Source organism: Streptomyces sp. YPW6, assembly GCF_018866325.1.
GTDB lineage: Bacteria > Actinomycetota > Actinomycetes > Streptomycetales > Streptomycetaceae > Streptomyces.
Window position 1 is genome coordinate 4324835 of the sequence record NZ_CP076457.1, and the last position, 24893, is coordinate 4349727.

Below are 24893 nucleotides of genomic sequence, written 5' to 3' on the forward strand. Positions count from 1 at the left end.
TCCGGAAGGTTGCGCACCTTGAGCGTTTCCACTCGATGGAGTGAGCGGAGACGGACAGGTGGTGACGACAGGGGGCCTGCAATCGGCACAACGACGTGCGCGGCACTTGGGTTACGCACGAAAGATGATCGGATCGGTGCGTGACGGGACGGTCACGCAGAGGCCGTCAGCGGGCGTCGTCCGGCAGGAGTCGGGCGAGCGTCCGCACGGCCCGGTACTGGAGGGTCTTGATCGCACCTTCGTTCTTGCCCATCACGCGGGCGGTCTCGGCGACCGAGAGCCCTTGCAGGAACCGCAGGGTGACGCACTCCTGCTGCTGGGGGTTGAGGCGCCGGACGGCCTGGAGCAGTGCGGCGTTGGAGAGGGACTCCAGGACGGAGTCCTCGGGGCTGCGCGCCACCTCGTTGGCGTCGAGCATTTCGCCGGTGGTCACTTCCAGTCGGAAACGACTGGATTTGAAGTGGTCGGCGACCAGATTGCGCGCGATCGTGACCAGCCAGGCGCCGAAGTCGCGGCCCTGCCAGGTGAACGTGGAGATGCGGCGCAGCGCGCGGAGGAAGGTCTCGCTGGTGAGGTCCTCCGCGGTCGCCTTGCCGCCCACGCGGTAGTAGATGTAGCGGTACACGGTGTCGCTGTACTGGTCGTACAGGCGGCCGAAGGCGTCCGCCTCACCGGCCTGCGCGCGCTCGACGAGATCCATCATGCGCGCGCTGTCGCTGTCGGCCGTGGGACGGCGGACGGTCGACGTGGCGGTCGAGGCGGCGCGGGTGCTGCGTCTTCCGACCGCCGCACTGCGTTCGGCCAGGGCGTAGCAGGGGCCGGCAGGTGCAGGGGTGGCAAAGGCGGGGACGGCGTACGCGGTGGGGACGAAGCCGCGCAGGCGGTCGATGACCGATGCGCGCAGCGTAGCCAGGCCCGAGGCGTCAACCCCGACGTGTGGGTACACGGGACTCCCAGAGGCAGAGCTTCCATCACGAGCAGTTCGAAAATCGTCACCCGTGGTAGCGGGTGGCGGTCTCCGTGATGCGTCTGAGGAGAATAACGCTTCGTGCAGGCAGCGCTACACCCAGTTGTCTAAATCACCGGTTCCGTCGCTTCTCTTATCGCTAAGTGACGTAGCAAGTAGCACATGGTGACCGTTTATTGATCGGATTACTTCGTGATCTGCCTATGAGGGCGACGGGTTGTGGCCGGGCACCGGCGATCGGCCTGGCCGGAGGGGGCGTTCGCGATCACGGCGAAACGGCTTTCGACCGACCGCGCCGCTTCGGGCGTGGCTGCGCCCCGTGACCGGAAGGAGCGGGCGGGCACGGGGCGCGGTGGTGGGGACGGGGCCGGGGGCCGGATGCGGTGACGATGCCGGGCGGTGCGGCCGCGGGTCAGCGGCGGCGGCGGTGCAGGGCGAGCGCGGCGGCCGTGCCGCCCGCCAGGGCGCCGACCCCGGCGGCGGCCGGGATGCCGACCTTGGCCGCCTTGCGGCCGGTGCGGTAGTCGCGCAGCCGCCAGTCGCGGGCGCGGGCGTGCTTGCGGAGCTTGGTGTCCGGGTTGATCGCGTAGGGGTGGCCGACCAGCGAGAGCATCGGGATGTCGTTGTGCGAGTCGCTGTAGGCGGCGCAGCGGTCCAGGTCGAGGTCCTCGGCGGCGGCCAGGGCCCGGACGGCCTCGGCCTTGGCGGGGCCGTGCAGCGGTTCGCCGACCAGGCGGCCGGTGTAGACGCCGTCGACCGATTCGGCGACGGTGCCGAGCGCGCCGGTCAGGCCGAGGCGGCGGGCGATGATCGTGGCGGTCTCGACGGGCGCGGCGGTGACCAGCCAGACCTTCTGCCCGGCGTCCAGGTGGGCCTGGGCCAGGGCTCGGGTGCCGGGCCAGATGCGGTCGGCCATGTACTCGTCGTAGATCTCCTCGCCGATGGACATCAGCTCGGAGACGCGATGGCCCTTGACGATGGACAGGGCGCTGTCGCGGGCGTCCTGCATGTGCTCGGGGTCCTCGACGCCGGCCAGCCGGAACCACGCCTGCTGCCAGGCGAACCGGGTGAGCTCGCGGCGTTCGAAGAACTTCCGCTTGTAGAGGCCGCGGCCGAAGTGGAAGATCGCGGCGCCCTGCATCACGGTGTTGTCGAGGTCGAAGAAGGCGGCGGCGCGGACGTCCCCGGCGACCGGGAACGCGGGCTCCCCGGGGACCTCTTCGGGGGTTGTGGTCGGGAGGGCGGCGTCGGTGTCGGCGGCCGAGGTCTTGCGCGCGGCCTCGGCGGCGGCCTCGCCTGCCAGGACGCTGCGCGCAGTCGCGGAGCGCCTACGGGGGGTGAGCCATCCAAGAGCGGCCATGCGGTGAGCATAGCCAGTCCGTCCGCACCTGCCCGACCTGCCGTGATGCGCCGGCGTGAACGCTGTGGGGCGGAACGGTGAACCGGTCGATTCCGGGCGGTCCGCCGTGAGGGCGTGCGGCCCCGGGGTCCGGGCGCGGCGGGCGCAGAATGGAGGCATGAGTCCTCTGCTGCGACGTCCGAAGAAGAAGCCCGCCGAGCGGGTGGTCACGCTGGTCGGGAAGCCGGGCTGCCATCTGTGCGAGGACGCGCGGGCGGTGGTGAGCGCGGTCTGCGCCGAGACCGGTGCGTCGTGGGTGGAGAAGGACATCACCGAGGACGAGGAACTGCACAGCGCGTACTGGGAGCAGATTCCGGTGGTGCTGATCGACGGCGAACAGCACACGTTCTGGCGCGTCGACCCGGCCAGGCTGCGCAAGGCGCTGGGTGCGGACGCGAAACCCGGTTAACATTACGGGCGTTTTGAGTGGCCTCGGGGGCGTAGCTGTGAGGAGTGTGTGCCGCTTTGCCCTCTTCGAGGCTGCAACGGGACGGTGCGGTCCCCGGTTCCGGGATCGCGCGGGAAATGTGCGTGACCCCGGTCACGTTGACCGGACAAAACGGACACAATCTTTGTGCACGCGTTCACAAAGGCATAGCCTGCATTGGACGGGGCGGTCTTGGGACAGACGGCCGCCTGCAGCCCCGCTCGTCCCGCAGGAGCACCGTGGCAACTGGCCGAACTCACCGACCGGCGACCCGTAGCCGAGGAATTCCCGAGGCCACCGTCGCCCGACTTCCGCTGTACCTGCGCGCCCTGACCGCGCTCTCCGAGCGATCGGTCCCCACGGTCTCCTCCGAGGAGCTGGCCACGGCGGCCGGCGTCAACTCGGCGAAGCTGCGCAAGGATTTCAGCTACCTGGGGTCCTACGGCACCCGGGGTGTCGGGTACGACGTCGAGTATCTCGTCTACCAGATCTCCCGTGAGCTCGGGCTCACCCAGGACTGGCCGGTCGCCATCGTCGGTATCGGTAACCTCGGCGCGGCCCTCGCCAACTACGGCGGCTTCGCCTCCCGCGGCTTCCGCGTCGCGGCGCTGATCGACGCCGACCCCGCCATGGCCGGTACGCCGGTGGCCGGGATCGCCGTCCAGCACACGGACGACCTCGACCGGATCATCAGTGAGAACGGTGTGTCCATCGGGGTGATCACCACCCCGCCCGGCGCCGCCCAGCAGGTCTGCGACCGGCTCGTCGCCGCCGGGGTGACCTCCATCCTGAACTTCGCGCCGACCGTCCTGTCGGTGCCCGAGGGCGTCGACGTGCGCAAGGTCGACCTCTCCATCGAGCTCCAGATCCTCGCGTTCCACGAGCAGCGCAAGGCGGGCGAGGACTCCACCGCCGAGGACGGCGGCGCGCCCCCGATGCGCGCCACGCCCGCCGGCCGGAAGGGACCCGACGGGGACATGCCCGCCGTGATGCCCGCATGAGCCTCCTCGTCGTCGGACTGAGCCACCGCAGCGCCCCCGTCTCCGTACTGGAGCGGGCCTCCCTCGCTGCCGAGACGCAGGCCAAGCTGCTCCAGGACACCCTCGCCGCGGAACCCGCGACCGAGGCCGCCGTGCTCGCCACCTGCAACCGCATCGAGCTGTACGCGGACGTGGACAAGTTCCACGCGGGCGTCGCCGAGCTCTCCACCCTGCTCGCCCAGCACAGCGGTGTCGGCCTGGAGGAGCTCACTCCCTATCTCTATGTGCACTACGAGGACCGGGCCGTCCACCACCTCTTCTCGGTGGCCTGCGGGCTGGACTCGATGGTCGTCGGCGAGGGGCAGATCCTCGGCCAGATCAAGGACGCGCTCGCGCGCGGCCAGGAGCTGCACACCGCCGGACGGCTGCTGAACGACCTCTTCCAGCAGGCCCTGCGGGTCGGCAAGCGCGCCCACAGCGAGACCGGGATCGACCGGGCCGGGCAGTCGCTCGTCACCTTCGGGCTCCAGCAGCTCGCCGCCGGTGCCGACCCCGCCCTCTGGGCCGGGGGCAAGCGCGCCCTGGTCATCGGCGCCGGCTCGATGTCCTCGCTGGCCGCCGCGACCCTCGCCCGGACCGGTGTCGCCGAGATCGCCGTCGCCAACCGGACCCGCTCCCGCGCGGACCGCCTGGTGGAGATCCTCCAGCAGGGCGACGACACCGCCGTGCGCGCCCGCGCCGTCGAGATGTCCGCGGTGGGCGACGAACTGACACGTGCCGACATCGTCGTCTCCTGCACCGGATCCACCGGCCTCGTGCTCACCGCGGACGCCCTCGCCGACGCCCTGGGCACGGTGCCGGGCGACGCCCCCGAGGAACCGGCGGTCACCGCCGTCACCCCCGCCCCGGACGACGTCGACCAGCACGCCGCCTGGGTGGAGAACGGTTCCGCCGCCTCCGCCGCGCACGCCGGTCAGGCGACCGCGCCGCGCCGGGTGACCGTGCCCGCGCAGTCCACCGGACCGGTCCGGCTCGCCCTGCTCGACCTCGCCATGCCGCGCGACATCGACGGCGCCGCCCACCGCATCGACGGAGTGCGCCTCGTCGACATCGAGTCGCTCGCCGAAGCGTCCGCCGACGCCCCGATGGCCGCCGACGTGGACCGGGTCCGCACGATCGTCTCCGACGAGGTGGCCGCCTTCGGCGCCGCCCAGCGCGCCGCGCACGTCGCCCCGACCGTGGTCGCCCTGCGCACCATGGCCGCCGGTGTGGTCGCCGGCGAGATCGCCCGGCTGGACGGCCGCCTCCCCGACCTGGACGAGAAGCAGCGCGCCGAGATCACCCAGACCGTGCGCCGCGTCGTCGACAAGCTCCTGCACGCGCCCACCGTGCGGGTCAAGCAGCTCGCCAGCGAGCCCGGCGGCGCCGGGTACGCGGACGCGCTGCGAGAACTCTTCGACCTCGACCCGCAGACGGTGGCCGCCGTCTCCCGGGCCGACCTGAACGACCCGAATAGAGGGCGGTCATGACCGACAACTCATCGCCGGACGCGCGGGGCGCCGCGCCGCTCCGGCTGGGCACCCGGCGCTCCAAGCTCGCCATGGCCCAGTCCGGACTCGTCGCCGAGGCGGTCCGTGAGGTGACCGGGCGCGCCGTCGAGCTCGTCGAGATCACCACGTACGGGGACACCTCCCGCGAGCACCTGGCGCAGATCGGCGGCACCGGCGTCTTCGTCGCCGCCCTGCGCGAGGCGCTGCTGCGGGGCGAGGTGGACTTCGCCGTCCACTCGCTCAAGGACCTGCCGACCAGCCAGCCCGACGAACTCGTGCTGGCCGCAGTGCCGCCGCGCGAGGACCCGCGCGACGCGCTGGTCGCCCGGGACGGGCTGACCTTCGGGCAGTTGCCCGAAGGCGCCCGCATCGGCACTGGTTCGCCGCGCCGCATGGCGCAGCTCAACGCGTACGCCCGTTCCCACGGACTGCGGATCGAGACCGTTCCCATCCGGGGCAACGTCGACACGCGGATCGGGTTCGTGCGTGACGGGAAGCTCGACGCGGTGGTCCTCGCCGCCGCCGGGCTCAGCCGTCTCGACCGGAGCGGTGAAGTGACCGACTTCCTGCCGGTCGACACCGTCCTGCCCGCTCCCGGCCAGGGAGCACTGGCGATCGAGTGCGCCGCCTCCAGTGCGGACCTCGCCGCCGCGCTCGCCGAGCTCGACGACCCGTACACCCGGGTCGCCGTGACCGCCGAGCGCGCCCTGCTCGCCGCTCTGGAGGCCGGCTGCTCCGCACCTGTGGGTGCGCTGGCCGACGTCCTGGCCGACGGGCAGGTTGTCAACGAACTGCGCCTGCGCGGAGTCGTCGGTTCCACCGACGGTTCCTCGCTGGTACAGCTGTCCACCACCGGTCCCGTCCCCACGTCGCACGACGACGCGGCGGCCCTCGGTCGCGAACTCGCCGCCGAGATGCTCGCCAAGGGTGCGGCCGGTCTTATGGGGGAGCGAGCACTTTGAGCCCCACCGGCCCCGCCGCATCCGACTTTCCGGTCCTGTCCGCCCAAGGCCAGGTCACCTTCCTCGGCGCCGGTCCCGGCGACCCGGGACTGCTGACCCTGCGCGCCGTCGAAGCGCTCGCGAGCGCGGACGTCCTTGTCGCCGAGCCCGATGTGCTCGACGTCGTTCGCAGCCATGCGCGGGAAGGCGTGAGCACGCCTGAGCTGACGCTTGTTGACGTCTCGTCAACAAGCGCCGGTGTACCCGTTCTCAGGGATGCGGCCAATCTTGTCATGGAGGCCGCGAAGGGCGGCAGGCGGGTGGTCCGTGCGGTCGCGGGCGACCCGGGCCTGGACGGGGACGCGGGCGCGGAGATGCTCGCCTGCGCCGCCGCCGGGGTGCCCTTCGAGGTGGTCCCTGGCATCGCGAACGCGGTCGGTGTGCCCGCGTACGCCGGGGTGCCGCTCCGTGACGAGCAGGGCGCGGACGTCCGCTTCGTCGACGCGCGCACGGCCTCCGACCGGTGCTGGAGCGAGGTCGGCGCCAGCGACGCGACCGCCGTCGTCTCCACCACGCTGGATTCGGTCGCGGCCGCCGCCGGGGAGCTGGTCTCGGCGGGCCGCAAGCCCGACACGCCGCTCACCGTGACGATCGCGGGCACCACCACCCGCCAGCGCACCTGGACGGCGACCCTCGGGACGATCGCCCAGACCCTCAAGCAGGCGAAGGTGCTCCCCTCGCCCGAGGGCCACCGGCCGGTCATAGCCGTGGTCGGAGAGCGCAGCTCCGCCGCCCAGCGCGACCAGCTCGCGTGGTTCGAGTCCAAGCCGCTGTTCGGCTGGCGGGTGCTCGTCCCGCGGACCAAGGAGCAGGCCGCGTCGCTCTCCGACCAGCTGCGTTCCTACGGTGCGGTGCCGCACGAGGTCCCCACGATCGCCGTCGAGCCGCCGCGTACGCCCCAGCAGATGGAGCGCGCGGTCAAGGGCCTGGTCACCGGACGCTACGAGTGGATCGCCTTCACCAGCGTGAACGCCGTCAAGGCGGTCCGGGAGAAGTTCGAGGAGTACGGGCTCGACGCGCGGGCCTTCGCCGGGATCAAGGTCGCCGCCGTGGGCGAGCAGACCGCCGCCGCGCTGATCGACTTCGGGGTCAAGCCGGACCTGGTGCCCTCCGGCGAGCAGTCCGCCGCCGGGCTGCTGGAGGACTGGCCGCCCTACGACCCGGTCTTCGACCCGATCGACCGGGTGTTCCTGCCGCGCGCCGACATCGCCACCGAGACCCTGGTGGCCGGGCTCATCGAGCTGGGCTGGGAGGTCGACGACGTCACCGCGTACCGCACGGTCCGCGCCTCGCCCCCGCCGGCCGAGACCCGCGAGGCGATCAAGGGCGGCGGCTTCGACGCGGTCCTGTTCACCTCGTCCTCGACGGTGCGCAACCTGGTCGGCATCGCGGGCAAGCCGCACAACGTGACCGTCATCGCGTGCATCGGCCCGGCCACCGCGAAGACCGCCGAGGAGCACGGTCTGCGGGTGGACGTGCTGTCCCCGGAGCCGTCGGTGCACAAGCTCGCCGAGGCGCTCGCCGCCTTCGGCGCGCAGCGCCGGGACGCGGCGAGGGAGGCCGGTGACCCGGTGACCCGGCCGAGCGAGCGGCGCCCGGGTGCGCGCAGGCGCCGGACGACGACGTAACGGCAGTACGAGGGTGAGCGGGCCCGGTCGCTTCGGCGGCCGGGCCCGCTGTCCGCTCCGGAACCCGTCGTCGGGGCGGCCGTCCGCTGCGGGGCCGCGACGGCGGGACTGCCGGCGGGGCCTGCCCTCTGACAGGCCGGGCGGCCGGGCGCGTGGGCCTGTCGGGGGCCCTGCGCACGGGCCTTTCCCGGCGTCGGTGTCGGTAAGACCGTGGGGTGCACGGGGCTATCGTCGAAGGATGACTGCGTACGCAAACTTCCCCGGCTCCCGCCCCCGGCGGCTGCGGACGACCCCGGCGATGCGGCGGATGGTCGCCGAGACACGGCTCGACCCCGCGAACCTGATCCTCCCCGCGTTCGTCCGGGAGGGCATCGACGCCCCGGTCGCCATCTCGGCCATGCCCGGCGTGCACCAGCACACCCTGGACACCCTGCGGAAGGCGGCCGTCGAGGCGGTGGAGGCCGGGGTCTCGGGGATCATGCTCTTCGGGGTGCCGGAGGACGGGAAGAAGGACGCCCGGGGCACGGCGGGCACCGACCCGGACGGGATCCTCCAGCTCGGTCTGCGCGCGGTCCGCGAGGAGGTCGGTGACGACCTCGTCGTCATGTCGGACCTGTGCCTGGACGAGTACACCGACCACGGCCACTGCGGGGTCCTGACGGCGGACGGCCGGGTGGACAACGACGCGACCCTGGAGCGGTACGCGGAGATGGCCCAGGTCCAGGCGGACGCCGGGGCGCACGTGGTGGGCCCCAGCGGGATGATGGACGGTCAGGTGGGCGTGATCCGGGACGCGCTGGACCAGACCGGGCACGAGGACGTGTCGGTCCTCGCCTACACCGCGAAGTACAGCTCCGCCTTCTACGGCCCCTTCCGCGAGGCCGTCGGCTCCTCGCTGACCGGCGACCGCAAGACCTACCAGCAGGACCCGGCCAACGCCCGCGAGTCGCTGCGGGAGCTGGCGCTGGACCTGGCGGAGGGCGCGGACATGGTCATGGTGAAGCCCGCCGGGCCGTATCTGGACATCCTCGCCAAGGTCGCGGAGTCCGTGGCGGTGCCGGTCGCGGCGTACCAGATCAGCGGTGAGTACGCGATGATCGAGGCGGCCGCCGAGAAGGGCTGGATCGACCGGGACAAGGCGATCCTGGAGAGCCTGACCGGGATCCGGCGGGCCGGGGCGCAGATGATCCTCACCTACTGGGCGACCGAGGCGGCCCAGTGGCTCGGACGCGGCAGGGGCTGAGGCCCCGCGTGATCACGGCCCGCCCGCTCCGGTCTCCTGGAGCCGGTGGGCCTCCTCGATGGAGAAGCGGGCGCTGTCCCGGACGAGCGGGTCCTCGTCGGCCCGCGCGGTGGTGTCCAGGACCGTGGCGACGACCGGGTCGTCGGTGTAGGGCGCCAGCGACATCGCCGCGTACTGCCGGACCAGATCCTCGGCCGGGTCGCGCAGCGCGGTGAGCAGGGCGCGGCCCGCTTCGTGGCGCAGAGCGGGGTCGGCCGGGGGCCACAGGCGCAGGACGGTGGCGCTCTCGACCCGGGCGAGGTCGTATTCGCCCGGGTCCGCGACGACCGAGACGAGGAACGGCAGCGCCTGGGTGTTGGCGTCCAGCTCGGTGATGATCTCGCGCTTGCGGTCGTTTCCGGCAGGCAGCGCACGGAACTCGGCTATCAGGCGCTCTGCGGCTTCGGCCGCGGAAGCGGCTTCCGTCGTGGTCGTGAGGTTCGTGTCGTTCATGGGGGTGGACACTTTCTGTCAGGGCCAGTCGACCAGTGCCATGAATGCTACGAAAGCGGCCACGACGGTGGCAGGGGCGGCCGGGGGCGCCCCGGACCGCGGAGGCAGGGAACACCGCGGCCGCCGGCGGTGGGTCTCCTCTCGGTGGACCGCAGGGAGGAACGGGGACGTCCGCACCGTCACGACGGCGGCTTCAGCCGGTGAGCGGCTCGTGCCGGCTGTTCTCGATCTGGCCGATAGCAGGCCTGGCGGGTCGACGCGGGATGAGTATCGTCAACCCTGCCGTCAGACCCGTATCGCGCTGACGCGGTCGGGTCCACCACGACCGTAGGGGGAACGAATGCGAGGCTTGACAAGGACGCTCGTCGGCGCTGTCACCGCTGTCGGGATCACCGCCGGAAGCCTGGCCGGGGCAGGCGCCGCCCTCGCGGCACCCGCGTCAACCACGGAACCGGCCGTCACTTCCGAAGCTGTGACCCCGCTCGCGGTGGTCAATCTCGGGCTGAGCACGACCCAGGCCAAGTACGCACAGTGCTGGCTCCGGCAGTTCTGGGGCTACACCGGAGCTGTCGACGGCCAGCTGGGCACCAACAGCTGGAAGGCGTTCCAGCGGAACCTCAAGGCGCACTGGGGCTACACCGGCGCGATCGACGGGATCGTCGGATCGGGCACGGTCAAGGCGCTGCAGCGTCTGCTCAAGTCGAGCTGGGGCTACACCGGGGCGATCGACGGGATCGCCGGGTCGGGCACCCAGGCGGCTTTCAAGCGTTTCGCCAACGCCTGCAGCAGCTGGTGCTGAACACGTAGGGCGACACCTGAGGGCGGGGTCTCCGTGGGGAGTCCTCGCCCTCGGGCTGTCCGGTGTGTGCGCTGCAGAACCTCGCCGGCGGCAGGCCCTCTGCCGGCGGCGAGGTGAACGAGTCCGGCGGGATCCGGGTGCGGCGCGCACGGTCGTGCCCGGCGCCGGGGGCTCGCTGCTCCGGACGGGCGCGGAACCGATTCTCGCCGCGCCGGCGGAGACCGTACGGCAGGACGCGGGGAAGGACCGCTGGCGGGGCGGGCGTGGCCGGGCTCCGGCCGCCGGGTCCCGGACGTATCGTCGAGGCCCCGTTGTGCGCCGCCCCGGTCACCGTCGGCCGGGCCGATCCGGCAGGAGCCGCCGTGAACAGGATCATCACGTCCATCTCGCTCTCTCTCGACGGATTCTTCGAGGGGCCCGATCACGACATCGACTGGCACACGGTCGACGAGGAACTGCACCAGCACTTCAACGACTACTTCCGGACCATGGGCGGCTTCGTCGAGGGGCGGGTCACCTATGAGCTGATGGAGGAGTTCTGGCCGACCGCCGATCAGGACCCGGCCAACGAGGGCCCGATGGCGGAGTTCGCGGGGATCTGGCGGGACATGCCGAAGTTCGTGTTCTCCCGGACGCTGGAGAGCGTGGGGCCGAACGCGACGCTGCTGCACGAGGTCGACCCCGAGCAGGTGCGCGGTCTGCGGGACGCCGCCTCGGGGGACCTGGCGGTCGGCGGGGCGGAGCTGCTGGAGTCGTTCCGGCGGGCCGACCTGATCGACGAGTACCGGGTCTACGTCCACCCCGTCATCCTCGGCCGGGGCCGCCGCTTCTTCCGGGACACGGCGGAGCGGCAGATGCTCCGGCTGGTGGAGACCCGGACCTTCGGGAACGGGGTCGCGATGCTCCGTTACGAGACGGTCCGGGGATGAGGCGCGTGGTGCTGAGGAGGGATGAGGGTCAGGCGGTGGCCGCGTAGGCGGCGAACGCCGACCAGGCCGAAGGGGCGACGGTGAAGGTCGGGCCCTCGATGTTCTTGGAGTCACGGACGTGGACGGCGGCGGGGTGCGCGGCGATCTCGACGCAGGCCCCGCCTTCGCTGCCGCTGTAGCTCGACTTCCGCCAGTCGTAGGCGACTTCGAGGCACTGGCCGCCTTCGCTGCCGCTGTAGCTCGACTTGAACCAGTTCAGTGCGGTGCTCATGTCTCTCCCAGTAAACGGGCCAGCAGGCGCAAGGTCTCCAGCGGGGTGAGCGCCTGGGCTCGCAGCATCGCATATTTCTGGGCGAGGATGCTGATCTCGTTCCGGTCCGAGATCAGGTGGCTGCCGCGCTGGGTCTCGGTGTAGGCGATGTGCTGGTGGTCCAGTGTTTCCAGGAGAGTGAAGGGACCGTCGAGGCTCGCGTGGGCCCGGCTGTCCAGTGGGAGGACTTGCAGGCAGATCCCAGGGAGTTGGGCCATCGCGTAGAGGTGGCGGAGCTGTTCCCGGTGGTCCTCGTCCGACGTCAGTCTCATCATCAGCACCGGCTCCCAGATCACCATGCTGATCGTCGGCGGCTTCTTCCGGTCCAGGATCTGCTGGCGTTGCAGCCGCGTCGCCGTCTGCGTCTCGATCTCCTCCGGGCTGTAGACCGGGATCTTGTTGCTGAACACCGCCTCCGCGTACGCCTTCGTCTGGAGCAGGCCCGGGATGACCTGGTTGTCGTACCAGGAGAGCGCCAGCGCCTCGTGCTCCATGTCGAGGTAGTGCTCGGCCCACAGCGGGATCAGGTCGTATTCCGGCATGTTGTCGACCGCCGTCGACAACGCGCCCTTGGTGTCCAGCAGATCGTCGATCGTCTCCGCCAGATCCGGCACGAGCGAGCGCCTGCCCTGCTCGATGGAGGCGATCGTGTCCTCCTGTACGCCCGCGGCCAGGGCCAGTTCGACCTGGGTCATGCCCGCCTCGATGCGGAACCGGGCCAGGAGCTTGCCCACGAGCTTCATCGTCGACGCGTTCTTACGCTGTCGCTTTCTGGGGTGCATACGGTTCCCCCTCCCACCCGGGAACCCACTTCACGCATGGGCGACCCGTACAAGAAATCTGTACGGGTCGCCCATGGTCACGGCACGTCAGGCGGTGGCCCGCGGTGGTTCGGCGCCCTCAGAACATCAGGGCGTTCTCGACGTCCGACTGCCAGTAGGTGACGAAGCCCCGGCTGTCCGTGTAGGTCTCCGCCGGAAGCTTCAGCGTGGTCTCGCCCTTGGACTTGTTGTTCCTGTCGACCATGATCACGCCGAGGTTGTCGCTCTTGACCGGCTCGTCCTCGCCGGGCTCACCGAGGAGCCCGATGCCCGCGTAGGCCTCCTCGCCGGGGGAGAGCGTGACGACGGCCTGCGGCTTGCTGTCGTCGAGGATCGGGTACACCGCCTGCGCGTCGTCGAAGCGGAGGAACGGCGCGTAGTACGCGGCGCAGTCCTTGGTGCCGGTGTTGGTCACCGTGAGCAGCAGGTGGTTGATCGGGCGGCTCACCTCGGAGACCTTGACCGTGGAGTTCTTGGGCGTGCAGGTCGCGACCGACGCCGCAGCACCCGTGTCCGGCGCGGTCTGCGGCTTCTCGCCCCGGTTGTCGCCGTTGCCGTTGCCGCCGGCGTGCTTCCCCTCGGCGGGCACGGTCTGCGTCTCGGGTGTGCCGGGCTCCGGGGCGCCGGACCGGGCCTTGCCGTCGGTGCTCGTCGCCGCGGGGGTGGCCGTCTCGGCGGTGCCGGCCGACCTGGTCCCCATGGCCGTGTCGTCGCCGCCGCAGGCGGTGAGCGAGAGGGCGGCCGCGAGGGCGGTGGCGGCGAGGGCGGTGGTGCGGATGCGGTGGGTGCGCATGGCGGTGGTACTCCCCGTACTCGGTGATCGGTTGACGTGCCGGCCCGGTCGAACGGCCGGCCCGTGGTGCTGCTGTGGTCTGGTCCGAGCTTGTGGGGTGGCGGAATCCGGCCGCAACGCCTGTCGAACCATTGGGGAAGCCGGAACGTCTACGCATACGGTGACCTGCGGGAATTCCGCGTCCCTGGAACGCCGTTCCGGGACGCACGAGGAAGGGGAGCGCCGTCGTGGCGACGCCGGAGGCCGTGGAGTTCGCGGCTCTGCTCAAGGAACTGAAGAACCGTTCGGGACGCAGTTACGGGGTGCTCGCGGGGAAGCTGCACGTCAGTACGTCGACCCTCCACCGGTACTGCAACGGGGACGCCGTGCCGAACGAGTTCGCTCCGGTGGAACGGTTCGCGCGGGTCTGCGGAGCCTCGGGCGACGAGCTGGTGGAGGTGCACCGGCGGTGGATCGTGGCGGACGCGGCCCGGCGGCGGCCCTCTGCGGCGGCCGCGCCTGCGCCTGCCGCCGCCGCTGCGGCTGTGCCTGACGCCGTGCCTGCCAGGGTCCCTGACGCCGCGTCCGACATCGCATCCGACGCCCCTGCTGCTGCCGCGCCCGCTGCGGTGCCGGAGGCCGTCGAGGCGGGCGGGGCGCCGGAGCCCCCCGAGGCACCCGAGCCGTCGGAGCTGTCCGTCACGTCCGGTGGCGGCGTGGACCCGGGCTCCCGCTGGTCCCGGCTCTCCCGGCGCACGCGGGTGCTCGTCGCCGCAGCCGGGGTCGCCGCGCTCCTCGTCCCCACCACCGTCGTCGCCGTCGATCTCGCCGGGTCGGGCACGGAGGGCGGCGGGAGCGCCGCGGACCGGGTGGAGGACGCGGGCGGGGGTCCCGCCGCCGCGCCGGAGGGCTCTGCCCCGGCCCCGCCCCGGCCCTCCGGGAGTCCGAGTCCGGCCCGTTCCTCGGCGAGCGCCTCCCCGTCCCCGTCGGGGCAACCGCCCGGGAAGCCCTCCGCGGGCTCGGTCGCCGGGCAGGCCCGGGGCGGGGGCGGCGACGGCGGTACGGGGCTCGGCGCCCCGCCGACCGTCAGCATCTCCTCGTACAACTGGGAGGAACCCTGCGGCCAGCACTACCTGGTGAACCGGGGGCCCGACGAGCTCGACCCGCCGCCCGCGCCGCAGGACCGGCGCGGCTGGGCGGAGTCGTACGGCGGGGTCGAGGGCGGGAACACGCGGCTCCAGCTCACCGTGCAGGGGACCTCGCGCGAGGCGGTCGTCCTGAAGGGGATGAACGTCCGCGTCGTGTCCCGCAAGGCACCGCTGCCCTGGTCGGCGTACCTGATGGGCAACGGCTGCGGCAGCGGGATCACCCCGCAGACGTTCGCCTCCCACCTCGACGCCGGGCATCCCACCCTGCGGGCGGTGCCGGGGACGCAGGGGGACATCGAGGTTCCGGCGGTGGACTTCCCGTACAAGGTGTCGTCCGAGGACGTGGAGGTCTTCAACCTGGAGATGACGGCCGTGAACTACGACGTCAGCTGGTACCTGGAGCTGGAGTGGAGCAGCGGTGGCGAGGAGGGGACGCTGCGGATCGACGACCGGGGGAAGCCGTTCCGGCTGAGCGGGATGAAGGGGCGTCCGGAGTACGTGCACGGCGGCCCCGGCTACGGCTGGGAGCGGGCCGGTCAGCCCTGACGCCGGCTCGTCGAGCACCACCGCGACCTGGGGCGGGGCCGGTAGCGGCGGTAGGGAGGGTGTCGCCGGGGTCCGGCTCCCGGGAGTACAGTCTGCGAGGTTCTGGGCAGCCTCACCGCCGCGCGACGGCGGCGTGCGGCCGCCCCCCCGCCCGCGAGCCCACAGGTGATTCATGTCCGCCACTGCTGCCGAAGCCTCCGATCGCACGGCCCCGGAGGACCGCACCTGCGAGGAGCGGTCCCTGCGGCTCAGACGCAGACTGGAGCGGCTGATCGGTATCGCCGCGACCGAGGGGAACTCCCTCGTCCCGCTCCGTAACGGCGACGCCATCTTCGGGGCGATGCTGAAGGCCATCAGGGAAGCGGAGCACACCGTCGATCTGATGACGTTCGTCTACTGGCGGGGTGACATCGCTCTGGAGTTCGCCGAGGCCCTGGCCGAGCGCGCCCGCGCCGGGGTCCGGGTGCGGCTCATGCTCGACGGGTTCGGGTCGCGGCTGATCGAGAAGGACCAGCTGGCCATGATGGACGAGGCCGGGGTCACCGTGACCTGGTTCCGCAAGCCCCTCTACCTCTCACCGCTCAAGCAGAACCACCGCTGCCACCGCAAGGTCCTGGTCGTCGACGAGCAGACCGCGTTCACCGGCGGCGTCGGGATAGCCGAGGAGTGGTGCGGCGACGCCCGCGACGAGCACGAGTGGCGCGACACCCACGTCCAGGTCACCGGGCCCGCCGTCGACGGACTGGCCGCCGCGTTCGCCCAGAACTGGGCCGAGTGCCACGACGAGCTGTTCGACGAGCGCGACCGGTTCATCAGCGAGGAGCACCACGGGGACGCCGTCGTCCAGGTCGTCCGCGGCTCCGCCTCCTTCGGCTGGCAGGACATGCAGACCCTGATCCGGGTCGTCCTGGAGTCCGCCGAGGAACGCATCCGCCTCACCACGGCCTACTTCGCCCCCGACGCCTACTTCACCGGGCTGCTGTGCGACGCCGCCCGGCGCGGGGTGGAGGTCGACATCCTGCTCCCGGGGCCGCACACCGACAAGCGGGTGTGCCAGCTCGCCGGGCAGCGCTTCTACGAGGACCTGACCGCCTGCGGCGTGCGGATCCACCAGTACCAGCCGACGATGCTGCACACGAAGACCCTCACCGTCGACCGGGTCGCCTCGCTCATCGGCTCCACCAACTTCAACCGGCGCTCCCTCGACCACGACGAGGAAGTCATGCTCGCCGTCCTCGACCGGGACTTCACCGCCGCCCTCGACGGCCATTTCGAGGAGGACCGGGAGAAGAGCGTGCAGATCGAACGCGGCAGGTGGAAGCGCCGCGACCTGCTCCAGCGGGCCAGGGAAGCGGCTGTCGTCCCCATCCGCCGCTTCCTCTGAGACCCGCATCCGCGGAGGGCTGCCCGTTCCGCGAGCCGTTTCCGCCGGGAGCCGTCTCCTCCGCGAGCCGTTTCCGCGGGGAACCGTCTCCCCCGCGAGCGGTCTGCGCCGGGACCGGGGGCCGCGGAGGCGTGCCCGCGCCGTCGCCGGGCAGGCGGGGAGCACGACCGTCGTCCCCCATGTGAAGGGCAGGGCCCATGAGCGCGACCGCCGACACCTCACCGGCACCGTCCGCAGCGGTGATCACCGAACCTCTGCCCGACCTCCAGCTCCAGCTGCTCATCCAGCTGCTCGACGAGGACCCGCGCTCCAGCCTGCCCCTCACCCTCACGCACCCCGGCGGCATCCTGCACGGGGACGTCATCGGGCACGAGCAGTGGAAGGCCGAGTGGGCCAGGAGCCTGCGGCAGGTCGAGGGCGAGGGGGCCAACCTGCTCGCCGAGTTCCCGGAGACCGTCGACCAGGGCGTACGGGAACTGCGTGCGGAGGAGGACGAGACGGGGGCGGCCCGGCTGCCCCGCTGGATCCATCTGCGGGACGTCACCCTCGTCTCCGGGGCCGCGGCGCCGGTCTCCCTGCCGCTGTGGCGCGGACGCCTCTCCGACGTGTCGGGATGGGCGCTGGGCCGCCCGCAGTGACCCCGGGCTCACGCGGCCGGCCCCGGCTCCTGCGGAACAGGCGCCGGGGCCGGGGTGCGTGCGGCGGACGCGGTCAGAGCCGCTCGGGCGTCCGGATGCCCAGCAGCTCCATCCCCCGGTGCAGGGTCCGGGCGGTGAGGTCCACCAGGAAGAGCCGGTTCTCGACGACCTCCGGGGCGTTGTCCGGGCTGAGCACCTGGCACTGGTCGTAGAACGTGGTCAGGTGCGAGGCCAGCTGGTAGAGGTACGCGGCCAGCTTGTGCGGCTCGTAGCCCGCCGCCACCTCGGAGAGCACCTCGCCGAACTGGTCCAGGTGCAGCCCGAGGGCCCGCTCCGCCGGGGCCAGCGCCAGCTCCGGGTGGGCGGCCGGAACCGCGTCCCCGGCCTTGCGCAGGATCGACTGGATACGCGCGTACGCGTACTGGAGGTACACCGACGTGTCGCCGTTGAGCGACACCATCTGGTCCAGGTCGAACTTGTAGTCCCGCACGGCGGAGGTCGACAGGTCCGCGTACTTCACGGCCCCGATGCCGACGTACCGGCCGTTCTCGACGATCTCCTCCTCGGACAGGCCGACCTTCCCGGCCTTCTCCCGGACGACCGCGGTGGCCCGCTCGACCGCCTCGTCGAGGAGGTCCTCCAGCCGGACCGTCTCGCCCTCACGGGTCTTGAACGGCTTGCCGTCCTTGCCGAGGACCGTGCCGAAGGCCAGCTGCACGGCCCGGGTGTCCTCGTTCAGCCAGCCCGCCCGGCGGGCCGTCTCGAAGACCATCTTGAAGTGCAGCGACTGCCGTGCGTCCACCACGTACAGCAGGGTGTCCGCCTTGAGGTCCTGGACCCGGTTCCGGATCGCGGAGAGGTCGGTCGCCGCGTAGCCGTAGCCGCCGTTGGTCTTCTTCACGATGAGCGGGACCTGGTTGCCGTCCGGGCCCTTCACGTCGTCGAAGAACACGCACAGCGCACCCTCGGAGCGGACGGCGACGCCCGTCTCCTCCAGGATCCGGCAGGTCTCCTCCAGCATGGCGTTGTAGCCGGACTCGCCGACGATGTCGGGGTCGCGGACCTCCATGTCGAGCTTGTCGAAGACCGAGTGGAAGTAGATCTTCGACTCGTCGACGAAGCCCTGCCACAGCTCCAGCGTCCGCTGGTCGCCGGCCTGGAGCGCCACCACCCGGTCCCGGGACCGGGCCTTGAACTCCTCGTCGGAGTCGAACAGGGCCCGGGACGCCTTGTAGACCCGGTTCAGCGTCGACATCGCCGCTTCGCCGTCCGTGGCCCCGCCCTCGTGCGCCAGGGCGCCCGGGTGCTCGATCAGATACTGGATGAGCATCCCGAACTGGGTGCCCCAGTCGCCGATGTGGTGCCGCCGTACGACGTCCTCGCCGGTGAACTCCAGGATCCTGACCATCGCGTCGCCGATGACCGCCGACCGCAGGTGGCCGACGTGCATCTCCTTGGCCACGTTGGGCTGGGCGTAGTCGATGACCGTCTTCCCGGCGTCCGCGGCCACCGGCACGCCGAGGCGGCCGGCGGGGTCGGCGGCGCGGGCGGCCAGGGTCTCGACGATCGCCCGGTCCGCGAGGGTGATGTTGAGGAAGCCGGGGCCGGAGACCTCGATGTCCTTGATCAGCTCTCCCGCCGGGAGGGCGGCGGTGACCCGGCCGGCCAGCTCACGGGGGTTGCCCTTGAGCTTCTTGGCGAGCGCGAGGATGCCGTTGGCCTGGAAGTCGGCCCGGTCGCTTCGGCGCAGCAGCGGGTCCGCGGCGCCGGCATCCGGCAGCGCTGCCGTCAGGGCGTCCGCCAGCTGCTGCTGGAGCGTGGAAGCGAGGGAAGGGACCGAGCCGTGCTCAGGCATGGGACGGGCTGCCGTTTCCGTAGGGGTACGAGGGATCTCCTCAGTATCCCACGGGTGTAAAGCCGTTTTACGGTCGGCTTTCGCCCGGCCGGCACCGGGTGCAAAGCCGTTTTCGCGCTGCGGGGGGTACCTGGGAGAATGGCCGGTAACCCACCGGGACCGACAGACGAGAGAAGGACGTGCCGACCGTGGCCGAGAGTCAGACCAGCACCGAGACCGACTGGGTCTCCCGCTTCGCGGACGATGTCATCGCCGAGTCGGAGCGTCGTGCGCCTGGCAAACCGGTCGTCGTCGCCTCCGGTCTGTCCCCGTCGGGCCCGATCCACCTCGGCAACCTCCGCGAGGTCATGACCCCGCACCTGGTCGCCGACGAGATCCGCCGCCGCGGGCACACCGTGCGCCACCTGATCTCCTGGGACGACTACGACCGCTACCGCAAGGTCCCGGGCGGCGTCCCGGGCGTCGACGCGTCCTGGGCCGAGCACATCGGCAAGCCGCTGACCTCGGTGCCCGCCCCGGCCGGCTCGGCGTACCCGAACTGGGCCGAGCACTTCAAGGCCGCCATGACGGCGGCCCTGGACGAGCTGGGCGTCGAGTACGACGGAATCAGCCAGACGGAGCAGTACACCGCCGGGACCTACCGCGAGCAGATCCTGCACGCGATGAAGCACCGCGCCGACATCGACGCCGTCCTCGACCGCTACCGGACCAAGAAGGACCCGGCGGCCCAGGGCAAGGGCGGCAAGAAGCCGCAGCAGCAGAAGAAGGTCGACGAGGCCGAGCTGGAGGCCGCCGAGGGCTCCGGCGCCGCCGCCGAGGACGACGGCAGCGGCAACAGCGCCGGCTACTTCCCGTACAAGCCCTACTGCGGCAACTGCGAGAAGGACCTCACCGTCGTCACCTCCTACGACGACGACACCACCGAGCTGAACTACACCTGCTCGGCCTGCGGCTTCGCGGAAACGGTCCGGCTCGCCGAGTTCAACCGCGGCAAGCTGGTCTGGAAGGTCGACTGGCCGATGCGCTGGGCCTACGAGGGCGTGATCTTCGAGCCCAGCGGTGTCGACCACTCCTCGCCCGGCTCCTCCTTCGTCGTCGGCGGCCAGATCGTCCGCGAGATCTTCGACGGCGTGCAGCCCATCGGGCCGATGTACGCCTTCGTCGGCATCTCCGGCATGGCCAAGATGTCCTCCAGCAAGGGCGGGGTGCCCACCCCGGCCGACGCGCTGAAGATCATGGAAGCGCCGCTGCTGCGCTGGCTCTACGCCCGCCGCAAGCCCAACCAGTCGTTCAAGATCGCCTTCGACCAGGAGATCCAGCGGCTGTACGACGAGTGGGACTCGCTGGGCCGCAAGGTCGCCGACGGCACGGTGCTGCCCGCCGACGCCGCGGCCCACTCCCGGGCCGTCCGCACGGCCGCCGGGGAGCTGCCGGCCACCCCGCGGCCCCTGCCGTACCGGACGCTCGCCTCGGTCGCCGACATCACCGCCGGCGCCGAGGACCAGACGCTGCGCATCCTGACCGAGCTGGACCCGCAGAACCCGCTGACCTCGCTGGACGAGGCGCGCCCGCGCCTGGACCGGGCCGAGAACTGGATCACCACCCAGGTCCCGGCCGAGGCCCGCACCATCGTCCGGGACGAGCCCGACAAGGAGCTGCTGGGCTCGCTCGACGACCAGGGCCGCGAGTCCCTGCGCCTCCTCCTGGAGGGCCTGGACACGCACTGGTCGCTGGACGGTCTCACCACGCTCGTCTACGGCGTGCCGAAGGTGCTGGCGGGCCTGGAGCCGGACGCCAAGCCGACGCCCGAGCTGAAGGCCGCGCAGCGGTCCTTCTTCGTGCTGCTCTACCGCCTCCTCGTCAGCCGCGACACGGGCCCGCGCCTGCCCACGCTGCTGCTCGCGGTGGGGGCGGACCGGGTGCGCAGGCTGCTGGGCGCGTAACACCCCCACAAGGGCGGAGGGCCGCCGCCCGGGAATCGCTCCCGGGCGGCGGCCCTCCGCCGTCCTTCGTACGGTCCTGCGTCTGCGCCTCAGGCGGGCTGCTCGGCGGTCGGCCGCTGCGCGTAGGCCTCCCGGAACTGCGGCATCAGCTGCTGGAGCAGCTCCGTCGAGCGCGGGTGGCGGACGTTGCGCGTGTCGGCGAGGTGGATGTCCAGGACCTCCACGGACGGGTACTGCCCCTGCGCGTCCGTGTACTCGCTGAACACCTCGTACGCCTCCCGGGCGAAGTCGGTGTCCTCCATGGGCCACTGCTCCACCTGCGGGGCCTCTTCGGGGTCGGGGACCTCGGGCGGCTCGGGGGCCTGCTCCTCCTGGCGGGGGTGCGGGACCGCGCCGATCGTGCCGACGTCACCGAGCGGCCGGGTGCGGCCGGGGCCCGCGGGGATCTGGACCGGGCCAGGCTCGGGGCCCTCGACGTGCTGCGGGTCGTACGCGCTCTCGTGGCCGTTGTCCGGCAGCTTCTGGGCGGCGAACCAGGGGCTATCGTGGGTGGGCGGATCCTGCTTCTGGAGAGACAGGGTCTGGTCCTGCTGTTGCTGCTGGGGGTGGGGCTGGGCCTGCTCGGGCTGGGGGCCGTGCTCCTGGTACTGCCCCTGGCTGTGCTGCGGTCCGGGCTGCCCGTGCTGCCCGTGCTGTCCGTTCTGCGGGCCGTGCTCCTGGTGCGGTCCGTACGGCAGCTCGGCGTGGACCGGCTCGGCCCGGCCTGGCCCGGCGGGGCTCAGCTCGGCCTTCGCGTGGTCGGCCTCGACGGGCACCGGCGGCAGCAGGGCCGGTTCGATTCCGGCGGCGGCGAGCCCGGCCGGGGCGGTCTCGGCGAGCGGCACGCCGTACTTCGCGAGGCGCAGCGGCATCATCGACTCGACCGGGGCCTTGCGCCGCCAGTTGCGGCCGAAGCGGGCCTGGAGGCGGGCCTGGTAGATGAGCCGGTCCTGTTCGAGCTTGATGACCTGTTCGTAGCTGCGTAGCTCCCAGAGCTTCATGCGCCGCCACAGCTTGAACGTGGGGATGGGGGAGAGCAGCCAGCGGGTGAGGCGGACGCCCTCCATGTGTTTGTCGGCGGTGATGTCCGCGATCCGGCCCACGGCGTGGCGGGCGGCTTCGACGGAGACGACGAACAGCACGGGGATCACCGCGTGCATGGCGGTGCCGAGCGGGTCGGGCCAGGAGGCGGCGCCGTTGAACGCGATCGTCGCGGCGGTCAGCAGCCACGCGGTCTGGCGCAGCATCGGGAACGGGATGCGCATCCAGGTCAGCAGGAGGTCCAGGGCGAGCAGGACGCAGATGCCCGCGTCGATGCCGATCGGGAAGACCAGGGAGAACGTCCCGAAGCCCTTCTCCTGGGCGAGTTCGCGCACGGCGGCGTAGGAACCCGCGAACCCGATCGCGGCGATGACCACCGCACCCGCGACGACGACCCCGATGAGTATGCGGTGCGTGCGTGTCAGCTGCATCGCGGCCACCAGCGATCCCCTCCCCGACCTCATTGCCCGGCCGTATCCGGCCTCTGCGCCGGTCTTTGTGCCCGGCGAGGGGACAGCCTGGCACATGTGTACGAGTTTTGTTGCGCGGGGAGGGGGCCGAAGTTCGTCGTCGACGCCGTGGGGCGGCCGGTGGCTGTCAGCTTTCGATCAGCCGTTGGAAGGCGGCGGTGTCGAAGATGTCCTCCATCCGCACGGCCTTGCCGCCGCTCAGTGTCCAGGAGTGCACGAACGACAGGGTCTCGGTACGGCCGCTGCGGGAGGTCACCTGACGTGTGCCGAAGACCACCACCCGGTCGCCCGACTGCACGAACTCCGCCGGTTCCAGGCGCATCCCGCCCAGCACCGTCGGTACGTGGGCCAGGAACTCCCGGACTCCGGTGTGCCCGTGCTTCGTACCGCCCAGTCCGTAGGCCGCCATTCCGTCGGGGTGGACCCATTCCTCGTGTCCACGGTCGGCACCGACGACCCGACGGGCAAGGCGGCCTCCTCGGCCGACTGCTGGCGCCCGTACGTGAAGGGCGAGGTCCGCACCCATCTGATCGACGCGCACCACGGAAACCTGCTGCAACCGGAGCCCGCCGCCGAGATCGGCCGGGTCCTTCATCAGAGGCTCGTCGAACTCGGCTGACATACGGCCTGTCAACGACGACATCAGTGCGACGAAAGGGAGTTGGCCGTCATGGAAACGGCGATATCAGCGGAAGGCCTCCGCAAGAACTACGGCGACCACCAGGCCCTGAGAGGCATCGACCTCACGGCCCCGGCCGGAACCGTGCTCGGCGTGCTCGGGCCCAACGGCGCCGGCAAGACCACGACCGTACGGATTCTGGCCACCCTGCTTCAGCCGGACGGGGGCCGCGCCACCGTGGCCGGGTACGACCTGGCCGAGCAGCCTCTGGAGGTCCGCCGCAACATCGGTCTGACCGGCCAGTACGCGGCCGTGGACGAGCGGCTCACCGGCCGGGAGAACATCGAGCTGATCGGGGTCCTGCTCCATCTCGGACGCCGGGCGGCCAAGGCGCGGGCGGCCGAGCTGCTTGAGCAGTTCGGACTGACCGACGCGGGCGACCGGATGGCGAAGACGTACTCCGGCGGTATGCGGCGCCGGCTCGACCTCGCCGCCAGCCTCGTCGCCAGGCCGCCGGTGCTGTTCCTCGACGAGCCGACGACCGGGCTCGACCTCACGAGCCGCCTCGCCCTGTGGGACATGATCCGGGAGCAGGTGAGGAACGGCACCACCGTGCTCCTCACCACCCAGTATCTGGAGGAGGCCGACCAGCTCGCCGACCGGCTCGCCGTCATCGACCAGGGCACGGTCATCGCCGACGGCACCCCGGACGAGCTCAAGCGGAAGATCGGCGGAGAGCGCCTGGAGGTGGCGGTGGCCGACCCCGCTGATCTGGCCGCGACCGCCCGCGCCCTGGCCGCCGTGTCCCCCGCCGCCCCGGTCGTCGACCAGGAGACCCGCAGCGTTTCCGTCCCGCTCACGGGAGGGGTCGCCGCGATCTCCGCGGCGGCGGCGCGTCTGGACGAACTGGGCATCGAGCCGGAGGACTTCGCCGTACGACGTTCCTCGCTCGACGACGTGTTCCTCGCACTGACCGGGCACCCGGGCGCGTCCGACGGGCAACCGGAGACCGACCCCACGCAGCAGCAGAAGAGCGGGCCGCGGAAGTCCGCGCAGACGAAGGAGAAGGAACCGGCATGACCGAGGCGATCAGCGACTCACTGGCCCTCGCGGGCCGCCAGATGCGGCACATCCGGCGCATGCCGGAACAGCTGCTCGGCATCACCGTCATGCCGATCGCGTTCGTCGTGGTCTTCGGCTACCTCTTCGGCAGTGCGATGCAGGTGCCCGGCGAGGGCGGCTACAAGGAATACATCATGGCGGGGATCTTCGCCCAGGTGATGCTCGCCAACATCACCACCACCGCCGTCGGGGTGGTCAACGACCTCAACAACGGCCTGGTGGACCGCTTCCGCGCGCTGCCCATCGCCCGCTCGTCGGTGCTCATCGGCCGTACCGGAGCCGACGCCGTACTGGTCACCTGGACCTGCACCATGATGGCCCTGGTCGGATACCTGATCGGCTGGCGCGCCCACAACGGCGTGCTCCAGACTCTCGCCGGTTTCGGCCTGCTCCTTCTGATGGGTTTTGCCATGTCGTGGCTGGGCGCCTTGATCGGGCTGACCCTGCGCAACGTCGAGACGGTGAGCGCCCTGTCCGGCATCATCATGATGCCGCTCGCCTTCCTCTCCAACGCGTTCGTCCCGCTGGACGGCCTGCCCGGCTGGCTGCGGACGATCGCCGAGTGGAACCCGGTCAGTGCGGTGGTGTCGGCCAGCCGTCAGCTCTTCGGCAACGAACAGGGAGCCAGTTCGGGGGCGCTGCCCGCTCAGCACCCGGTCGCCGCATCGCTGATCGTGCTGGCGGTGCTGCTCGTGGTCGTGGTGCCGCTCGCGGGACGCGCGTACGAGAAGGCGGCCGCCCAGCGCTGAGCCCGCGAGGGCGGCGCGCCT

The 24893-nt window shown here is 71.6% G+C and carries 24 protein-coding genes; 15 read left to right on the forward strand and 9 right to left on the reverse strand.

Annotated features, from left to right (window positions below; translation table 11 throughout):
* Positions 1-166 precede the first annotated feature (166 nt).
* Both KME66_RS19215 and KME66_RS19220 read right to left on the reverse strand, forming a co-directional pair.
* Complete coding sequence (locus tag KME66_RS19215) at positions 167-946, reverse strand: ECF subfamily RNA polymerase sigma factor, BldN family (RefSeq protein WP_073227817.1); 780 nt, start codon at positions 944-946, stop codon at positions 167-169.
* Positions 947-1379: 433 nt separating this feature from the next.
* Positions 1380-2327, reverse strand: coding sequence for an HAD family phosphatase (locus tag KME66_RS19220; protein ID WP_073227821.1), 948 nt, complete (start codon positions 2325-2327; stop codon positions 1380-1382).
* Between the two features lie 157 nt (positions 2328-2484).
* On the opposite strand from KME66_RS19220, the gene KME66_RS19225 reads away from it, so the two are divergent.
* The 6 genes from KME66_RS19225 to hemB all read left to right on the forward strand — a co-directional run bounded on the left by KME66_RS19225 (position 2485) and on the right by hemB (position 9195).
* The gene (locus KME66_RS19225) at positions 2485-2775 is read left to right on the forward strand and encodes a glutaredoxin family protein (RefSeq protein WP_073227824.1); all 291 of its coding nucleotides are present in this window, start codon (positions 2485-2487) and stop codon (positions 2773-2775) included.
* A 257-nt stretch (positions 2776-3032) separates the two neighbouring features.
* Positions 3033-3794 (forward strand): redox-sensing transcriptional repressor Rex, encoded by a 762-nt coding sequence (locus KME66_RS19230; protein ID WP_073227826.1) that lies wholly within the window; start codon positions 3033-3035, stop codon positions 3792-3794.
* Positions 3791-5302 carry a glutamyl-tRNA reductase gene (locus tag KME66_RS19235; protein WP_216324055.1) on the forward strand — a complete coding sequence of 504 codons (1512 nt, stop codon included), beginning with the start codon at positions 3791-3793 and terminating at the stop codon, positions 5300-5302. Before KME66_RS19230 ends, KME66_RS19235 begins: the two co-directional genes overlap by 4 nt.
* The gene (hemC, locus tag KME66_RS19240; protein ID WP_073227831.1) at positions 5299-6285 is read left to right on the forward strand and encodes a hydroxymethylbilane synthase; all 987 of its coding nucleotides are present in this window, start codon (positions 5299-5301) and stop codon (positions 6283-6285) included. Before KME66_RS19235 ends, hemC begins: the two co-directional genes overlap by 4 nt.
* Entirely contained in the window at positions 6282-7952 is a 1671-nt protein-coding gene (locus KME66_RS19245; RefSeq protein WP_216324058.1) for a bifunctional uroporphyrinogen-III C-methyltransferase/uroporphyrinogen-III synthase, read from the forward strand. Before hemC ends, KME66_RS19245 begins: the two co-directional genes overlap by 4 nt.
* A 238-nt stretch (positions 7953-8190) precedes the next feature.
* Complete coding sequence (hemB, locus tag KME66_RS19250) at positions 8191-9195, forward strand: porphobilinogen synthase (RefSeq protein ID WP_216324061.1); 1005 nt, start codon at positions 8191-8193, stop codon at positions 9193-9195.
* A gap of 12 nt (positions 9196-9207) precedes the next feature.
* Here hemB and KME66_RS19255 read toward each other — a convergent pair whose 3' ends face one another.
* A complete protein-coding gene (locus tag KME66_RS19255; RefSeq protein ID WP_073227842.1) occupies positions 9208-9687 on the reverse strand; it encodes a hypothetical protein in 480 nt (159 codons plus the stop codon).
* Positions 9688-10027: 340 nt separating this feature from the next.
* Here KME66_RS19255 and KME66_RS19260 point away from each other — a divergent pair, with 340 nt between their 5' ends.
* Together KME66_RS19260 and KME66_RS19265 are read left to right on the forward strand one after the other, a co-directional pair.
* The gene (locus tag KME66_RS19260) at positions 10028-10486 is read left to right on the forward strand and encodes a peptidoglycan-binding protein (protein WP_073227845.1); all 459 of its coding nucleotides are present in this window, start codon (positions 10028-10030) and stop codon (positions 10484-10486) included.
* A gap of 362 nt (positions 10487-10848) precedes the next feature.
* A complete protein-coding gene (locus KME66_RS19265) occupies positions 10849-11415 on the forward strand; it encodes a dihydrofolate reductase family protein (protein WP_216324064.1) in 567 nt (188 codons plus the stop codon).
* A 28-nt stretch (positions 11416-11443) separates the two neighbouring features.
* On the opposite strand, the gene KME66_RS19270 is transcribed toward KME66_RS19265, so the two are convergent.
* The 3 genes from KME66_RS19270 to KME66_RS19280 all read right to left on the reverse strand — a co-directional run bounded on the left by KME66_RS19270 (position 11444) and on the right by KME66_RS19280 (position 13339).
* Positions 11444-11686 carry a DUF397 domain-containing protein gene (locus KME66_RS19270; protein WP_216324068.1) on the reverse strand — a complete coding sequence of 81 codons (243 nt, stop codon included), beginning with the start codon at positions 11684-11686 and terminating at the stop codon, positions 11444-11446.
* Positions 11683-12468, reverse strand: a complete 786-nt coding sequence (locus KME66_RS19275; protein ID WP_073227852.1) for a helix-turn-helix transcriptional regulator — start codon at positions 12466-12468, stop codon at positions 11683-11685. Before KME66_RS19275 ends, KME66_RS19270 begins: the two co-directional genes overlap by 4 nt.
* 157 nt (positions 12469-12625) lie before the next feature.
* Positions 12626-13339 (reverse strand): DUF4232 domain-containing protein, encoded by a 714-nt coding sequence (locus KME66_RS19280; RefSeq protein WP_216324071.1) that lies wholly within the window; start codon positions 13337-13339, stop codon positions 12626-12628.
* 227 nt (positions 13340-13566) lie between these two features.
* Between KME66_RS19280 and KME66_RS19285 the strand changes: the two genes are divergently transcribed.
* The 3 genes from KME66_RS19285 (at position 13567) to KME66_RS19295 (ending at position 17034) form a co-directional block, all read left to right on the forward strand.
* Complete coding sequence (locus KME66_RS19285) at positions 13567-15012, forward strand: helix-turn-helix transcriptional regulator (RefSeq protein WP_216324074.1); 1446 nt, start codon at positions 13567-13569, stop codon at positions 15010-15012.
* A 172-nt stretch (positions 15013-15184) separates the two neighbouring features.
* Complete coding sequence (locus KME66_RS19290) at positions 15185-16396, forward strand: phosphatidylserine/phosphatidylglycerophosphate/cardiolipin synthase family protein (protein ID WP_216324077.1); 1212 nt, start codon at positions 15185-15187, stop codon at positions 16394-16396.
* Positions 16397-16593: 197 nt separating this feature from the next.
* A complete protein-coding gene (locus KME66_RS19295; protein ID WP_216324080.1) occupies positions 16594-17034 on the forward strand; it encodes a hypothetical protein in 441 nt (146 codons plus the stop codon).
* 73 nt (positions 17035-17107) lie between these two features.
* On the opposite strand, the gene argS is transcribed toward KME66_RS19295, so the two are convergent.
* Positions 17108-18889 (reverse strand): arginine--tRNA ligase, encoded by a 1782-nt coding sequence (gene argS / locus KME66_RS19300; RefSeq protein WP_216324083.1) that lies wholly within the window; start codon positions 18887-18889, stop codon positions 17108-17110.
* Positions 18890-19068: 179 nt separating this feature from the next.
* Between argS and lysS the strand changes: the two genes are divergently transcribed.
* Positions 19069-20832, forward strand: coding sequence for a lysine--tRNA ligase (gene lysS, locus KME66_RS19305; RefSeq protein WP_073227872.1), 1764 nt, complete (start codon positions 19069-19071; stop codon positions 20830-20832).
* 89 nt (positions 20833-20921) lie between these two features.
* Here the strand turns inward: lysS and KME66_RS19310 are convergent, their stop codons facing one another.
* Positions 20922-22352, reverse strand: coding sequence for a DUF2637 domain-containing protein (locus tag KME66_RS19310; protein WP_216324086.1), 1431 nt, complete (start codon positions 22350-22352; stop codon positions 20922-20924).
* A 157-nt stretch (positions 22353-22509) separates the two neighbouring features.
* A complete protein-coding gene (locus tag KME66_RS19315) occupies positions 22510-22791 on the reverse strand; it encodes a nuclear transport factor 2 family protein (protein ID WP_253208403.1) in 282 nt (93 codons plus the stop codon).
* Positions 22792-22800: 9 nt separating this feature from the next.
* Here KME66_RS19315 and KME66_RS34005 point away from each other — a divergent pair, with 9 nt between their 5' ends.
* The 3 genes from KME66_RS34005 to KME66_RS19325 are packed head-to-tail and all read left to right on the forward strand — an operon-like array spanning position 22801 to position 24872.
* Positions 22801-23001, forward strand: coding sequence for a hypothetical protein (locus KME66_RS34005; RefSeq protein WP_253208404.1), 201 nt, complete (start codon positions 22801-22803; stop codon positions 22999-23001).
* Between the two features lie 51 nt (positions 23002-23052).
* Entirely contained in the window at positions 23053-24081 is a 1029-nt protein-coding gene (locus tag KME66_RS19320; protein WP_216324088.1) for an ATP-binding cassette domain-containing protein, read from the forward strand.
* Entirely contained in the window at positions 24078-24872 is a 795-nt protein-coding gene (locus KME66_RS19325) for an ABC transporter permease (RefSeq protein WP_216324090.1), read from the forward strand. Before KME66_RS19320 ends, KME66_RS19325 begins: the two co-directional genes overlap by 4 nt.
* Positions 24873-24893: the final 21 nt, after the last annotated feature.

Bases quoted from the DNA above. Each gene is read 5' to 3' on its own strand.
- KME66_RS19220 (WP_073227821.1), bottom strand. From the start codon at position 2,327: ATGGCCGCTCTTGGATGGCTCACCCCCCGTAGGCGCTCCGCGACTGCG.
- KME66_RS19225 (WP_073227824.1), top strand. From the start codon at position 2,485: ATGAGTCCTCTGCTGCGACGTCCGAAGAAGAAGCCCGCCGAGCGGGTG.
- KME66_RS19235 (WP_216324055.1), top strand. From the start codon at position 3,791: ATGAGCCTCCTCGTCGTCGGACTGAGCCACCGCAGCGCCCCCGTCTCC.
- hemC (WP_073227831.1), top strand. From the start codon at position 5,299: ATGACCGACAACTCATCGCCGGACGCGCGGGGCGCCGCGCCGCTCCGG.
- hemB (WP_216324061.1), top strand. From the start codon at position 8,191: ATGACTGCGTACGCAAACTTCCCCGGCTCCCGCCCCCGGCGGCTGCGG.
- KME66_RS19255 (WP_073227842.1), bottom strand. From the start codon at position 9,687: ATGAACGACACGAACCTCACGACCACGACGGAAGCCGCTTCCGCGGCC.
- KME66_RS19260 (WP_073227845.1), top strand. From the start codon at position 10,028: ATGCGAGGCTTGACAAGGACGCTCGTCGGCGCTGTCACCGCTGTCGGG.
- KME66_RS19270 (WP_216324068.1), bottom strand. From the start codon at position 11,686: ATGAGCACCGCACTGAACTGGTTCAAGTCGAGCTACAGCGGCAGCGAA.
- KME66_RS19275 (WP_073227852.1), bottom strand. From the start codon at position 12,468: ATGAAGCTCGTGGGCAAGCTCCTGGCCCGGTTCCGCATCGAGGCGGGC.
- KME66_RS19280 (WP_216324071.1), bottom strand. From the start codon at position 13,339: ATGCGCACCCACCGCATCCGCACCACCGCCCTCGCCGCCACCGCCCTC.
- KME66_RS19290 (WP_216324077.1), top strand. From the start codon at position 15,185: ATGTCCGCCACTGCTGCCGAAGCCTCCGATCGCACGGCCCCGGAGGAC.
- KME66_RS19295 (WP_216324080.1), top strand. From the start codon at position 16,594: ATGAGCGCGACCGCCGACACCTCACCGGCACCGTCCGCAGCGGTGATC.
- argS (WP_216324083.1), bottom strand. From the start codon at position 18,889: ATGCCTGAGCACGGCTCGGTCCCTTCCCTCGCTTCCACGCTCCAGCAG.
- KME66_RS19315 (WP_253208403.1), bottom strand. From the start codon at position 22,791: ATGGCGGCCTACGGACTGGGCGGTACGAAGCACGGGCACACCGGAGTC.
- KME66_RS19320 (WP_216324088.1), top strand. From the start codon at position 23,053: ATGGAAACGGCGATATCAGCGGAAGGCCTCCGCAAGAACTACGGCGAC.
- KME66_RS19325 (WP_216324090.1), top strand. From the start codon at position 24,078: ATGACCGAGGCGATCAGCGACTCACTGGCCCTCGCGGGCCGCCAGATG.